General features: G+C 53.7%; 12 protein-coding genes. 5 read left to right on the forward strand and 7 right to left on the reverse strand.

Annotated features, from left to right (window positions below; genetic code table 11):
- The first annotated feature begins 35 nt into the window (after nucleotides 1-35).
- The gene (locus M4951_RS13260) at nucleotides 36-1,199 is read left to right on the forward strand and encodes a xylose operon transcription regulator XylR (RefSeq protein WP_262022133.1); all 1,164 of its coding nucleotides are present in this window, start codon (nucleotides 36-38) and stop codon (nucleotides 1,197-1,199) included.
- A gap of 19 nt (nucleotides 1,200-1,218) precedes the next feature.
- Here M4951_RS13260 and M4951_RS13265 read toward each other — a convergent pair whose 3' ends face one another.
- The 6 genes from M4951_RS13265 to M4951_RS13290 form a co-directional block, all read right to left on the reverse strand.
- On the reverse strand, nucleotides 1,219-1,980 hold the full coding sequence (locus M4951_RS13265) for an SDR family NAD(P)-dependent oxidoreductase (RefSeq protein ID WP_262022134.1): 762 nt from the start codon (nucleotides 1,978-1,980) through the stop codon (nucleotides 1,219-1,221).
- A complete protein-coding gene (locus M4951_RS13270; protein ID WP_262022135.1) occupies nucleotides 1,977-3,857 on the reverse strand; it encodes a sodium:solute symporter family transporter in 1,881 nt (626 codons plus the stop codon). Before M4951_RS13270 ends, M4951_RS13265 begins: the two co-directional genes overlap by 4 nt.
- Before the next feature lie 64 nt (nucleotides 3,858-3,921).
- On the reverse strand, nucleotides 3,922-5,133 hold the full coding sequence (locus M4951_RS13275) for a mandelate racemase/muconate lactonizing enzyme family protein (RefSeq protein WP_262022136.1): 1,212 nt from the start codon (nucleotides 5,131-5,133) through the stop codon (nucleotides 3,922-3,924).
- A gap of 70 nt (nucleotides 5,134-5,203) precedes the next feature.
- The gene (locus M4951_RS13280; RefSeq protein WP_262022137.1) at nucleotides 5,204-5,680 is read right to left on the reverse strand and encodes a hypothetical protein; all 477 of its coding nucleotides are present in this window, start codon (nucleotides 5,678-5,680) and stop codon (nucleotides 5,204-5,206) included.
- A gap of 19 nt (nucleotides 5,681-5,699) precedes the next feature.
- Nucleotides 5,700-6,614, reverse strand: coding sequence for a DUF1559 domain-containing protein (locus M4951_RS13285; protein WP_262022138.1), 915 nt, complete (start codon nucleotides 6,612-6,614; stop codon nucleotides 5,700-5,702).
- 46 nt (nucleotides 6,615-6,660) lie between these two features.
- Nucleotides 6,661-7,293, reverse strand: coding sequence for a GntR family transcriptional regulator (locus M4951_RS13290; protein ID WP_262022139.1), 633 nt, complete (start codon nucleotides 7,291-7,293; stop codon nucleotides 6,661-6,663).
- Between the two features lie 730 nt (nucleotides 7,294-8,023).
- Here M4951_RS13290 and M4951_RS13295 point away from each other — a divergent pair.
- The 4 genes from M4951_RS13295 to M4951_RS13310 all read left to right on the forward strand — a co-directional run bounded on the left by M4951_RS13295 (nucleotide 8,024) and on the right by M4951_RS13310 (nucleotide 13,855).
- A complete protein-coding gene (locus tag M4951_RS13295; RefSeq protein ID WP_262022140.1) occupies nucleotides 8,024-9,187 on the forward strand; it encodes a xylose operon transcription regulator XylR in 1,164 nt (387 codons plus the stop codon).
- Between the two features lie 200 nt (nucleotides 9,188-9,387).
- Nucleotides 9,388-10,434, forward strand: a complete 1,047-nt coding sequence (locus tag M4951_RS13300; protein ID WP_262022141.1) for an NAD-dependent epimerase/dehydratase family protein — start codon at nucleotides 9,388-9,390, stop codon at nucleotides 10,432-10,434.
- A gap of 10 nt (nucleotides 10,435-10,444) precedes the next feature.
- Nucleotides 10,445-11,551, forward strand: coding sequence for a dihydrodipicolinate synthase family protein (locus tag M4951_RS13305; RefSeq protein ID WP_262022142.1), 1,107 nt, complete (start codon nucleotides 10,445-10,447; stop codon nucleotides 11,549-11,551).
- 225 nt (nucleotides 11,552-11,776) lie between these two features.
- Nucleotides 11,777-13,855, forward strand: coding sequence for an alpha/beta hydrolase family protein (locus tag M4951_RS13310; RefSeq protein WP_262022143.1), 2,079 nt, complete (start codon nucleotides 11,777-11,779; stop codon nucleotides 13,853-13,855).
- 79 nt (nucleotides 13,856-13,934) lie between these two features.
- On the opposite strand, the gene M4951_RS13315 is transcribed toward M4951_RS13310, so the two are convergent.
- Nucleotides 13,935-14,783, reverse strand: a complete 849-nt coding sequence (locus M4951_RS13315; RefSeq protein WP_262022144.1) for an SGNH/GDSL hydrolase family protein — start codon at nucleotides 14,781-14,783, stop codon at nucleotides 13,935-13,937.
- Nucleotides 14,784-14,954: the final 171 nt, after the last annotated feature.

Raw genomic sequence — 14,954 nt, forward strand, 5'->3', positions numbered from 1 at the left:
GATTACTGCTCCCATTCCCGCATTCCGAATTACCAATGTCGCCTCCGCAACGCGTCGCTATCATCCCCGATTTTGCCGAGCGGTACGATCGCTCTGTGATTGATGGAATCAGCCGTTATGTTCACCAGGAAAGCAAGTGGAGCTTGTATGTTCCGGCGGATATTGAGCATCGCGACGCCCAGTTAATGCGATGGAAGGGGGACGGGATCATTGCGAACTTCGATGATCCTAAAATCGTTGACATTGTTCGCCACAAAAATCTTCCTTCCATCGGTTTCGGCGGAGGCGCCGGATACTCCAATTCAAAAATCGTCTACATGGCGACAGGCGACGAGGCGATCGGACGAATGGGAGCGGAGCATTTCTTGGAGCGCGGCTACTCGCAGTTCGCCTTCGCCGCAATGCCGCTGACGCGCCGCGACCAACCCTGGTCAGAGCGACGTGCGCAAGCGTTCGCCCAGCGTGTCGCTGAGGAAGGTTATCAGACGCGGAAGTTTCGTCCATCGCTGTCAGTCGCGCGCGATTGGGACCAGTTGCTTGGGGCGTTAGGCCAATGGATTGAGGAATTGCCAAAACCGATCGGTTTGATGGCGGCGTACGATACGTTTGCATTTCATGTCCTTGAGGCGTGCCGCGAACGGGAAATTCAAGTGCCCGAAGATGTCGCTGTATTGGGCGTCGACAATGAGGAGCACATCTGTGAACTTTCGACGCCGCAGCTCAGCAGCATCATTCAAGGGGGAGCAACGCTCGGCTATCGCGCCGCCGAAATGTTGGACCAAATGATGCAAGGAAAGATCAAAAAAACGCCGAAAGTGATTCATCTGCCTCCGGTCGGAATTGTAACGCGACGCTCAACCGATATCCTCGCCATTCGAGACAAAGACGTCGCTCGAGCTCTGCAATTTATTCGCGAAAACGCATGTCATGGAATTCAAGTTCCCGACGTCGTTCGCCAGGTGTCGCTGTCGCGCGTGACTCTGGAAAATCGTTTTCGTGAACTCATCGGCCGAACAATGCACCGTGAGATTAAACGTATCCAACTCGACAAAGTCAAAGAGTTGCTGCGAACGACCGATCTGCCGATGCAAATGGTCGCTAGTCAAAGCGGTTTCGAATATCCAGAGTATCTCTCTAATTTCTTTAGCCGGGAAACGGGACGCACGTTAGGTCAATATCGCAGCGAATCGCGAGACTGATTGTCTAGAGCGGATCGCGTTAAAAAGTGATCGTCAAACCGCCGTCAACCACTAACGTATGGCCGGTTATATAAGTGCATTCGTCGCCGCTGAGAAAAGCGATTGCCGCCGCTACTTCGTGACTCGCGCCAGGTCGGGCCAACGGAATACGACGCCGTTCGACATACCACTGACGAAACTCTTCGGTCTCCGTTTCGTCAATTCCGTTGATGACGCTCATTTCGGTACGGATACAACCCGGAGAAACAACGTTCACCAAGATGCCGTATTCGGCCAAATCAACGGCCAGTGAACGACTCCAAGCGTCGATCGCTCCCTTGCTGGCGGCATAGGCGCCCACCATCGGTTCTGCGGCCTTCGCCTGAATGCTGGAAACGTTGACGATACGGCCATAACGACGTTCGATCATGTGCGGCACGACCAGCTTGGTCAGTGCAAACATCGATTCGACGTTCGTTTCTAATGTTCGCCGCCAGTTTTCAAGGGTGCTATCCAACAGGCGTTCGTAAAAGCTCGCTCCGGCGTTATTGACCACGATGTCGATCTGACGATGGGCCCGAACCGTTTCGGTCACGATTCGTTCAAGTTGCCGATGATCGGTAACGTCAGCCGCCTGAGGATGAATATTTTCACACTCACGACGCAAAGCTTCGAGACGTTCTTCTCGCCGAGCGATTGCGACGACCTGAGCGCCTCGCGATGCGAGCAGCAAAGCGACCGCTTGGCCAATTCCGGAACTTGCACCGGTTACCAAAGCGATCTTCCCTTCAAATTGACTCATTTTGGATCCTCTTGCAGGGAAAATCCGTTGGCGGCTTGCACCTCGATCGCGTGCCGATTTTCCGTTTCTTCTTCCTCGTCGACAGCCGGCAGTCGGCGATACCAAACGAAGTACAGAACAACCACGCTTCCGGCGAGCGTCGCCAGAGCAATTGCAGCCGATGTCCACATGTGCGCGACGGCGTAGGTTGAAATAAGATAGAGCGACTGAAAGGCGACGGCCGTCACCGCGGCAGCGAACAAATCCCATGCGAAAGATTCCTGAAAGGCCGCGTTCTGGCGATCCACTGCTTCACGCACCGGTCCCCAAAATCCGGCCGGTCGAACCTTGCGGTAAAAGTCAATCAAAACGGATCGCTCGGTCGGCTCGGTACAGAGCGCCGCCAAAATGCTGGATACGGTACTGACAGTCAAGAGCACGAAAAAGCGGAGATGCGCCGGCGCATCAGGGGCAATGAACGAAAATAGAATCGCAACGATGACGCCGCATAGCGTGCCGACGGCGAAACCGAAACCGTTAAACCTCCACCAAAACCAACGCAGGATGTTTGGCGCCAGTACGCCGATGCCTAACACCATCATGATCCACTCAAAAATGGCGTTGATATCGTCCGCCGCAACGCCGACCGTGATTCCGGCGACCACAATCGCCAAACTAAACAGACGACTGACGTAGATGATGCGGCGGTCGCTCGCATGCGGGTCGAAATATTTCTTATAGATGTCAAGCGTCAGGTAAGAGGCGCCGGCGTTAACGGTTGCCGAAAAAGTCGACATGAACGCCGACAGCAACCCGGCGAGGACGACGCCTTTCAGCCCAGCAGGTAAAACCGTGCCGATGACGACCGGGTACAGTTGTTCCGGGTTTTCGATTCTTCCGCCCCACTGCACCAAGCCGAATACGCCGACGGCCGCCGCGACCATAAACATCGGAACCAATCCGGCCCCCCAAATCATGCCGGCCAAGCTCGCTTCGCGTGGCGATTTTGCCGCGAGAAAACGTTGCAAATCGTACAACTGCTGCGGACCTCCCATCCCCAGCGCCATTCCCTTAACAACCCAGGTCAGCGTAATCGGGGCCAACGCGACCCATGCGGACGTTAGTTCCCATTCTCCCAGTCGCGGCCAGTTCCAAGCCGGCGTAAATTGAAACCAAGCCGGCGGCACTTCGGCGGCGATTTGTTCGTAAGAGCCAAGCCGGATCGCTTGAATAATCAATACCGTCGAGCCGAAGATCATAATGATGAACTGCGCCAGGCCGGTAAAGCCGACGCCGACCATCCCAGAAGCAATCGTATAGACCGCCGTGAGCGCCATCAAACCAATCGCCAACACATGGGGCCAATACTGTCCGGCGAGTGTGCCATCCAGACTCGCCGGCGCCGGCCAAAAGACGCTGAAGAACGTTCCACAACCATACTCCGAAAAACCGGTGAAGGCGATCGCAATCACCACGGCCATGACGGCGTAGGCGGACCGGGCGGTTTCGCCTCCCCAATCTTCGCCAAAACGAATCGCCATCCATTCAGCGCCGGTACGAGCGCCGCTGCGACGCAGCCACTTTCCCATGAATGTAGCGAAGCAGGCCAACATCGGAACGCATCCCCACATGAACTGCGGCCAGACGAACTGCTGCCCCATCACATAAAAGATGCCGATCATCCACATAACGCCGGCCACGTCGAAATAACAGGCCGTGCCAGACAGCCCTAGCAGCCACCACGGCAACGTCCGACCTCCCAGGAAGTAGGAGTCTAGATTCTTCGATGCGCGGCCCGAAAGCCCCAATCCGATCGCCATGGTAAGCAACAAGTAGCCAACCACGATGACAATATCGATGACGTCGACGCCGACGCCGCTTAACTCAAGTCGCTGCATGTCAGTGAAATGCCCCAACGCTCATGAAACAGTAGGCGAAAACCGATCGGCGCGATGAAGCTGATCAATGGAACGGAGCCGCCGTTAATTCTCCCCGGCCGCGAACGTCATCCACCGAATACCGCTCAATCGCGTCCATATTCAACTCAATGCCGAGTCCTGGTTGTTCCGGCAAAGGAATAAAGCCGTTCTCCATCCGTACGCCGGAACTCACCAGTTCTTTTCGCAATACCGATTCGCACAACGATTCCGGCAAATACTCAATGAAAGGACAACACGCCGTCGCAGCCGCCAAATGGGCGCTAGCGGCGATTCCGATGCCGCTTTTCCAGCAATGCGGCACAATCAACAGATCTCGCTGTTCAGCGATATCGATGACTTTGCGGATTTCTGAAAATCCTCCGACGCGTCCAACGTCGGGCTGAAGCACTTGAATCTTGCCTCGATCAGCCAGATCAAGAAATTCCCAGTGCGTGTTTTGCCATTCGCCAGCTGCGATCGGCACAGGAGAGCGCTCACTTAAATAGGCGTATCCCTCCAAGTCATCGATGTCGATCGGCGTTTCGACAAAAAACAGATCATACGGCGCTAATTCCTCGATCACGCGCAGCGCTGTTTGAGCGTCAGGCCAACAATACGCCACATCAACCATCATGGTGAAGTCAGGACCAACCGCTTTGCGACATGCGGCGACCAAATCAATGATTGCCTGATCGTCCGCTTGAATTCCGTTATGTGAGTAAGGGCCGGTAACGCAAACTTCCATCTTGCCCGCTTTAAAACCAATCGCTTGCGCTTGTTTGGCGCTCTGGATCAATCCTTCGCAATATTCGTCTAGCGTGCGGCCGGAAGGTATTAAGCTCGCATACGGCGTAATCTTCTCTTTCGCAGCGCCCCCCAGCAGTTCATAAACCGGCTTTCCGAGCGCTTTGCCCCGCAGGTCCCACAACGCCATGTCGATGGCGCCCATCGCACAAATCACGGCGCCGCGACGACCGGTCATTTTTGAACCGGAGTACAGCTTTTGCCAAATGCGTTCCGGCTCCAACGGGTTCTCGCCGATGAGCATCTGCTCTAGTCCCAATCCCATGCAATGCGTTCCCAAGGCGCGAATGCACTCGCGAGCGACCCAGGGATTGGTATCGGTTTCACCGACGCCGACGAGCCCTTCGTCGGTATGAATCTGCACGACGATATTATCCTGGGCGGAACTGCACGCTTCTTCATTGAATTCTGGAACTAGCAACACATGGCATTCGATACGCGTAATCTTCAAGGCTCTTGCTCCGACTATTTGGCAAAAATTTGTTCTCATATTTTGCAAGTTACAAACGACTCTCTAACGCTCACTCTTTCTGCAAAATCTCGACGCTTCCCGTTCCGTCGGAAGAGAGGCTAATTTTGAATGAATTCAATTTTCCCGCGACCACTTTGCATGACAAACCGGATCGATCGGCATCGCCAAATCTGCGTGGAATGACCCAGACAACCGGGTCATATCGTTCATCCGATACCGACGATTTAGGTCGTTCGATCGTCGCACTGACGGTGATCTTGGCCTCTCCAATAGCAGCTCCCTCGCCGATGCCGTTGGTCTGAAGCTGAAAGCGGCCGTTACGGTCAATTACGCTAGTCGCCAAACGACCCGCTCTCGGCGTAAATACGACGGCAGCGTTATCGAACTTCGCAAGCGGCGCTCCATCCAGTTCGACAATCCCATCAACCTGTGCGATCGACGCGTCGCGGCCGCAACCCGTCAACAGCGAGATCGATAGACAGAAGAGACATAGCCGCGCTATCTGACGAAAATTGCTGTTGATCATCCGATCAATTACCCTGACCTTAAAGCGCCCCATTGTTGATCACCTCTTGGTCAGCGCGGCTTGCCAAAGCTTTCAGGATGCTTAGATTGGTCGTTTCGGAGTAGAACTGCACGCTTCCGTCGGTTTTGGCGAAATGTGCGCCGCCGGGATGCATGCTGCCAAAGCTGATATCGTTCAGGTCACGAAAATTGAGGCTTGGATCATAGCGGTACGAATTCAATGGGTAGTTGAGGTTCTTACTCACCATCGCATTGGTGTGACCAGGACTTAATCCTCCAAGCCAAGCTTCAATTTCGTCACCGAAATCCCACGCAATCTCGCCGACAATAAACGTGTTGCTTAACCCATCCAGGAAGTCTCTCGCCTTCAAGCCTTTGTTCCGGATAATCGCCCCGTTGGTAGCGAAGCCCCCGAGAGAACCTTCGTCGAGATATTCGTAGTCTTCACTGGTATCCATGATCGCACCTTTGGCGCCCATCACGCCCACGTAATGCGTGATCTTTTCGCCTTCGCCATACGCCCAACCCCCATTTTCATAGTAGTACGTCGCGTCAGATCTGCCCCAAGAAGGGCACATGAACTGCGATACTTGCGTCTGCCGAATTGGATCATGAACTGTTTGCTCCCACCCCTGATTCCAATCAATAATGTCGTACAACGCTGACTGTTCGAGATAAGGAAGCAAACGCCCTTGCGGACTAATGCGGAGCGTATCTTCCAAAGCAGAAGGCGGAAACCACCCGAGCACGTCATGATGATTGTGCAGCGCCAGTCCCAATTGGCGCAGATTATTCGAGCACTGCATTCGACGCGCCGCTTCGCGGGCCATTTGTACGGCCGGCAAAAGCAACGCGATCAAGATACCTATAATCGCAATGACAACTAACAATTCTACAAGTGTAAAACCATCTCGAAATCTATTTGATCGATTCATAGTATTACCTGCACTGAGAGAAAAGAAGAGAGTATTATTTAGATTGTTACTTTGCGCGAGAACCAGCAAACGCAGAGAGATAATCTTGATCGACCATCTCGGCGATCGGATCGCCAATCCGATCAGCTAAATAATTTACCGCTGCGTCGCGATCCCCCTGACGCATGACGCCGAGGATCGCTTTATGCTCACGATAAATGTCCATCAAATCGGAATACTCCGCATGCGACTGGAGAAAATAGCACTGGATCTGACTGACCAGAGTCTGCCATATCTTCACAAGGCGGGGCTCGTTCGCGCGTTCGATGATGGAGCGGTGAAATGCGACATCATGCTCGGCAATTGCCGACATCTCCCGACGGACGCACGCATTTTTCATTTCGTCTAGGATTTGTTCCCAATCATGAAAATCCACTTCCGTCAGGTCATCAAAGTAAGACCGCAACGCATGCGCTTCTATCGTGCGACGAATAGGATTGAGAAGTCCATGAATCGCGTCGGACGCTTGGCTGGCGACACGAGCGCCGCAATTCGGCGTCGTAACAACTAGGCCTTCTTGCTCAAGATGAATCAACGCTTCGCGAACCGGCGTACGACTAACCTGATACCGAGCGACCACTTCTTCCTGACGAATTGCTTCCCCAGGCTTATAAAATCCGTTCAGTACGTCATTCCGCAAGTTGATTATTAGTTGCGCTCGTATTCCTCGAATAATTTTTCGTACTGGAAGCTTTTTGTAATTTGAAGAATTGTTGGCGACAGGATTGCTTGACATGTCGAACCTGGCCATTCAGAAAAATGGATACAATACCCAAGCGGTTCACCCAAAATAGAGACGGCTCGAAAACAGGTCAAACAAATTTCGCGGCGTTGTCGAAAGTTACAGCCCGCTTGATGAAATCGTTTATAGTCGGCCGCCAGAAGAGCGTCTGACATCGCAATTGCACCACCACACCCCCCCTCTGTAGAACTTTCAAACGGACGTCTCTCTAACCTGTTTTGAGGGGTTGTTCTTCATGCCGTGCTTTGCTGTTTTATTGTTCTTCAACTGACCAGCGTCAGGCTGAAGCAGATGCAGGCATGACGATTTCACTTGGCGGCGACATCGACTTAATTCCTTGAACGATCTCCACAATCAACTGCAGATACGCATCTCAGGCCATGCCCAGTCTGCTGGAGACGGATCCTTGACGATCTGATGACGATAGTGAATCCCATAAAGACAGGTACGCCGCGACTTCTTCTCTTCTCGCGATTGTTGCCGAGGAACCTTGCGATTATCGATTCGGAGCACACGCTCTCCAGAGTAAAATAGTCCCCAACAGTAGGCTTCAGCGATATCTCGACCATTCCATCCGTCGACCGCTCACGGATTTGTAAAATGCTTACGAGCCAGGAAAGGCGCTTCCTTGAATAGTTCACTACGGGTAGCGCTTTTAATCGAGACCTCACGAGAGTATGGACGCGGTTTGCTGCGCGGGATTAGTCGGTTTCAAAGAGAACATGGCCCTTGGTCGATCTACTTTCAGCCACGCGGCGCCAACGAACCGGTCCCAACTTGGCTTTCGACTTGGAATGGAGATGGGATCCTTGCGCGAATTGAGGACCGTCGAATGGCGCGGGCCATCCAGAAGACCGGCGTACCCGCAGTTGACTTACGGTTCGCGGTTCCGAATCTGGGGATGCCCGGCGTTGGAGTCGATAATCTCGCACTTGTTAGGCTGGCGCTAGACCACTTCCTGGATCGTGGATTTACCCGATTTGCATTTTGCGGGTATCCAACCGGCGACTTCATTTGGATGGACCTACGCGCTAAGCTGTTTCACGATCAGGTGATTCAAGAGGGCTACCGTTGCGAAGTTTTTCAACAAAATCTCAAGACAGGAAAACGACTAACCTGGGACCAGGATCAACGCCAACTCATTCGTTGGATTCGAAAATTAGAAAAACCGGTGGCGATCATGGCCTGCAACGACAATCGCGGGCAACAATTATTGGATGCATGTCGTCGCGCCGACGTGGATGTTCCGGATAACATCTCGGTATTGGGAGTCGACAATGACGAATTCCTTTGCGGACTCTCAACTCCTCCATTGAGCAGCATCGATATCAATTCAGAACGCATCGGCTATTACGCGGCCGAAGTTCTGCAATCGATGATGAACGGAGATCCGGCGCCTTCTGAGCCAGTATTGTTTCCCGCAGAAGCGGTCATTGCCCGCACTTCGACCGATAGTTTCGCGGTTGAAGACGAAGAGTTTGCCGCAGTGCTGAGGTACTTACGAGAGAATGCGTGCAAAGGGATCCGTATGGCGGATATTACCAAAGCCACCGGAATGGAACGGCGGACCATCGAGCGGCGAATGAAAGCGACCCTTGGGCGTTCGCCGAAAGACGAACTGATGCGGATCAAGATCGAAGAATCTCGACAACTGCTGGCTCGGACCGATATGTCGATCAAAAATATTGCCCAAGCCGCCGGGTTCTCGAATAGCCGTTACTTCAGCCGCGTGTTTCAAACCCGTGTCGGAACTACCCCCAACGCGTATCGCAAATTGGCTCAAGAGGGATAGTTGCTGAACGTCAGCCCTTGGCCATTGGGCTGTCGCAAAAGTGCACCCATTTGTTCCTTTTATGGACTACGTTCAGGCGAGACTGCATCTAGAATGTTGGAATCGCGGATTCACGTTCGTAGTTACTCCCGCTCTTCTCCAATGCGGGTTCGAAACTACGTTTTCCTACCAATGAACACGCCAACCATTCGTTAACGCAAATGACTCTTTTGAACTCCATTCCTGATACGATCGAGAACGAACCGCAATTGAATGAGGTTCTGACCAGGCCATCGCCAGAGTTAGTGGAGATGATGCGCGGCTTGGACGGGAATCTTCTGATTCTCGGCGCCGGTGGAAAAATGGGGCCCACCCTGGCGCTGCGGGCGCAAAGGGCGATCGAAGCGGCTCAAAGTCAGGCCAGCATCGTCGCAGCAAGTCGGTTTTCTGATCCGGCTTCGCGTGAGATGCTGCAAGCGGCAGGCATTCGTACCGAATGTGTCGATCTGCTCGACCGCGATTCGATGGCGCGTCTTCCCGATGCTCAAAACATTATTTACCTGGTCGGGTGCAAGTTCGGTACGAGCAGTAACCCGGCACAGACTTGGGCGATCAACACGCTGGTCCCTGGACACGCGATTGAGCGATACCCGGACGCAAGGGTCGTCGCATTATCGACTGGAAATGTCTACCCGTTGATGCCGGTTTCCGGCAAAGGCGCTGCCGAATCGCAGCCGATCGGCCCTATTGGCGAATATGCCAACGCCGCGGTCGCGCGCGAGCGTATGTTTGAGTATTGGTCGCGTCAAACAGGGGCGGCCATTACGCAGATTCGCTTGAACTACGCAACCGATATCCGGTACGGCGTGTTGACGGATATCGCGATTCAAGTCGCGGCGGATCAGCCGATTGATGTGACGCAAGGATATCTCAACTGCATTTGGCAAGGCGATGCGAACGACGCCATATTGCGGTCGTTAGCGCTGGCCGAATCTCCGCCGCGAATCATGAATCTGACAGGTCCTGAGCAAGTTTCGGTAAGATCCGCCGCAGAAACTTTTGGGCGACTCTTGAATCGGCCAGTCCGGATCACTGGAAGCGAAGCGCCCAACGCCCTGTTGAGCGATGCTGCTCAATACTGCCGCGTCTTGGGGCCTCCTCTCGTATCAATCGACACCATCATTCGTTGGACGGCGCATTGGATCCAGATGAATGGACGGCTACTCAACAAGCCTACACATTTTGAGGTGCGTGATGGAGCCTTCTAAAGCATCTCCCATGACGAGCCTTCACTCCCAGGCGACAATTGGGAATGAGAGTTATCCGCTGCCGCCAAATTGGGTTGTTGAGACGCTCCGCGCAGGAATCGCTATTCCGGCACATCCGCTGGCCCTAACCGATCAGTTGAAGCTGGATGATCGAAAGCAACGCGGGCTTTCTCGCTACTACCATGCGGCTGGCGCCAAAGGCCTCGCCGTGGGCGTTCATACGACACAATTTGAAATTCGGCAGCCAAAGCATGCGTTGCTGCAACCGGTGTTAGAACTTGCGCAGGAAACGATCGTTGATTGCGATGAAAGACAGGGCCGCAAAACAGTGTTGATCGCCGGGATCTGCGGTTGCGAACGCCAAGCGATTGAAGAAGCGCGTCTGGCGCGTGAACTTGGGTACCATCTCGGCATGGTTTCGTTGTCAGCGCTTTCCAACCTGGATGATCAGGCATTGGTCGAACATTGCCGAGCGATCGCGCACGAGATTCCAATTTTCGGATTCTATATGCAAACGGCCGTAGGGGGACGAAAACTGTCGGTCGATTTTTGGCGAAGTTTGGCCCTGATTCCCAATCTGATTGGAATTAAGATCGCCCCATTCGACCGCTACAAAACGCTGGATGTCCTTCAGGCAGTCACGGAATCGGGCCGTGGTGACAAGATCGTTCTGTACACAGGCAACGATGACAATATCGTACTGGACCTGCTCACCAAATATACCTTCTTCTACGAGGGACGCATGGAAAGCTTGCGAATCGTCGGAGGACTGCTAGGGCACTGGGCCTGCTGGACGAAGAGAGCCGTTGAACTTTTGGATACTTGTAAGAAGACCTGGGATCAACAGACAGTCGCATCCGATTTGTTGACATTAGCCGGTCAGGTGACCGATTGTAATGCGGCCTTGTTTGACGCCAAAAACAATTTTCACGGATGCATTCCCGGCGTTCACTACGTTTTGCAGCAGCAAGGCCTGTTAGCCAATCTCCACTGCCTCGATCCAAAAGTTGGACTATCGTTAGGCCAGCGTGAGGAGATCAATCGCGTTCGCGCTTCCTATCCTCATTTGATTGACGATGCTTTTGTACAAGAGAACATCGATACATGGTTGACCTAGGCTGATCGCGTCCCCTTTTGACGGAATGGATTGGAAAAGCGTCGAAGTCGCAGCAGGAAAATCTTGCCGGGCTTACAAGACTGCGATTAGAATTGACGTAATCGAAACTCTATATATCGTGAATGCATTGGCCAGGAGCGGCGCCAATCGTGCGCTGCTCTCCCTCTTGCCTTCGCTACCGCTACCCGCCGATCCTCCTCTTCCTTCCCACCTTTGGTGCTATCGATGCTACGACAATCTTCGCGACGCCAATTTCTTCATTCCACCGCCGCCGCCGCACTTGGAGCGACAATCGCACAGCAGTGGTGGGCAAGCGGCGCTCTCGCTCAGCCGCAGCCGGCGGAATTGTCGCCGCTCAATCGGTTTCCCCGCATGATGCAGGAGTACTACGTCGATCGGATGCTAGCGTTTCACGATAAGCGGATCGCACGACTTGACGCGATCAAAACGAAATCGGACGCCGAGGCATATGTACAATCGTGCCAGACGCGCGTTCGAGAATGCATGGGGCCGCAGCCCGACAAGACTCCGCTCAATCCACAGATTACCGGAGTCGTGGAACGGGACGGGTACCGCATTGAAAAATTGATCTTTGAGAGCCGGCCAGGTTTCTTCGTAACGTCCAATCTCTACATCCCAACGAATGTCCAAGGGCCGTGTCCCGCTGTGGTTGGCACGTGTGGACATTCGCACAACGGCAAAGCCGAAACAGCCTATCAGTCATTCTCTCAGGGGCTCGCCAGACAAGGCTACGTCTGTCTGATCTTCGATCCCATTGGGCAGGGTGAGCGGCTTCAGTTTGTGGATGAACAGCTCAAGTCGCACGTTGGCGTAGGCGTTCAAGAGCATTTGCTAGCTGGAAATCAACAGTTTCTGGTTGGCGAATCGTTCAGCATGTGGCGCGCGTGGGACGGCATGCGGGCGCTTGACTATCTACTGACGCGCGAAGAAGTCGACCCGACGCAAATCGGCGTGACAGGAAACTCAGGCGGAGGAACCATGACCACGTTGCTCAGCGGGATCGATCCGCGCTGGGCGATGTCGGCCCCGTCCTGCTATGTGACATCCTTCGTCCGAAACCTTGAGAATGAACTGCCTGCTGATACCGAACAATGTCCTCCCAACGCGCTCGCATTGGGACTCGATCACGAGGACTTTTTGGCCGCCTTGGCTCCCAAGCCGGTGATTATTCTGGCCAAGGAGCAAGACTTCTTCGACGTTCGTGGCGCTGAAGAGGCCTACGATCGACTCAAACGCCTGTATAGCAAACTTGGCAAAGAAGAAAATATTGGACTATTCGTCGGTCCCACGCGCCACGGTTTCACGCAGGAGAATCGAGAAGCGATGTACGGTTGGTTCAACGGCGTGACCGGCGCGGACAACGGATCGGCGGAGCCGGAATTGACGATCGAGAAAGACGAAACTCTCTGGTGCGCTTCCAACGGACAAGTCAGTTCGCTGAACTCGAAAACCGTTCCGCAGTTTACCCGTGAGTTGGCGCAGACGCTCGCCGAGAAAAGAGGCGAAGCTACTGGCGATCAACTAAAAACGTTGGTGAAAAACTGGCTCGGCGATCGCACCCCATCGACGGATCCGCATTATCGCATTCTCCGGAACCGGAGTGATCGCAAGTATCCTCGCAAGTACTTCGCTACCTATGCCGTGGAGTCCGAGCCCGGCGTTCAGGCGATCGTCTATCGGATTAATGACGATATGCACTTCTCACGCCCGGCAAAAAACTCCAAGCAGGCCATCCTTTATGTATCGCATCACTCGGCCGATGCAGAGCTGCGCGGGAATGAAATGCTAAACCAGACAATTAGCGATCATCCGAGCACGCCGGTCTACACGCTTGATGTCCGCGGCGTGGGAGAATCACAGCCCAATACGGCGGGGACGAATTCGTACCTCAGCGCCTATGGTTGTGACTATCTCTATGCAATTCATGGAGTCATGTTCGGTGACGCTTATCCACGTCAGCGAACATTCGACGTGCTGACGGTATTGAACTGGTTAAATTTGTTCGATCATCAAGAGATTCATTTGATCGCAAGCGGCTGGGGAGCTATCCCGGCGACATTCGCCGCCGTTCTGCACCCCAGCGTCAAACAGGTTACTCTGCAGCACGCGCTGACTTCGTACACCGACCTCGCGTCGGCGGAAACGTACCACTGGCCGCTGTCATCCATGGCGCCTGGAATTCTTCAGCAGTTCGATCTAACCGATTGTTATCGATATCTAAAATCGAAAGGTCTGAAGCAGATTGATCCATGGGGTCCAGAGGCGGACAAAACGCACTCCTGATTTGCTGCGTCGTGCAAACCGAGGGCGAGATAAAGCGTCAAATATCTCAGAGAGTCTCCACGCGCCGCACCGCTTCTTTTTACTCCGACTTCCGCTGGCGTAGCTCTTCGGCCAGGTACTTCGCCGTTTCTACGGCGATCACGTTGTACCCTGCAAGATTGGGATGGCGATCGCCGTACCAACCTGGCAGATGCCCCAATATTCCGTCAAGTTCGTTATCGAGAACCACGATGCGTCCGCCATGAACATAGGGAGCGACAAAGGCATGATACTTTTCGGGCGCCTTCTCTAGGGGATAGCGCCGATAGTTCAGCGCATTGACGCCCTGCACTTGAAGCGCTTTGTCATACAGCGGGTAGATGTCGAACAACGGTAGTTCTTCCTTCTCAGCGACTTGGCGAACGCGCGAGTTGATCGATTCGCTAACGTCCGTTTTACTGAAGGGAATCACCGTCATCAGAACAATCTTGGCGTGCGGGTGATCCTTTCGAATCCGAGCGATCAACCCGTGAAAATCGAGGGGAAAGTTCGTCGTAAAATCTTCGCGACGTGCGAAATCATTGATGCCATACCGAATGAAGGCGTAATCAATCCCCGGTAATCCGGCAACCTCCTTGTCGTATCGACCTGACTCGACGAATCGATAGATCGTATCGCCGCTTTGGCCGTTATTGATAACATGCGTCGGGGGAAGATCCCCTTCCGCTTCCAACAACTGTTCGATCACTTGCTCTAACTGGGGCGCCGCTGGTTTGATCAGGCGAGGAATGGAGCCTTCGGTAGTGCTATCTCCCAGCAATAGAATCTGCAGCTTCCCTTCGTGCTCGGCCTGCGCAGTGAGCAAGCTCCCCAAAACGATAACAATCACGGCCAACAGCGTCAGCAGCCGAGGAACATGGAACCGGGGCGCAGGTGAACAATGAATCATGAGTCTCGTCTTTTTTGAAAATAGCAGCTTGAAGTCGTTGAATACCGGCAACGTAAAAGCAATTGTACGATGCCGACATCCGCGGCTGATCCAGATTTTTTTGATTTCCCAAAATTGACGCTATCGCCGTGGCGGCGTTGAATCGAACAACTGCCGAAGTAGACGCAGTGC

The sequence above is a fragment of the Blastopirellula sp. J2-11 genome, assembly GCF_024584705.1.
Lineage (GTDB): Bacteria > Planctomycetota > Planctomycetia > Pirellulales > Pirellulaceae > Blastopirellula.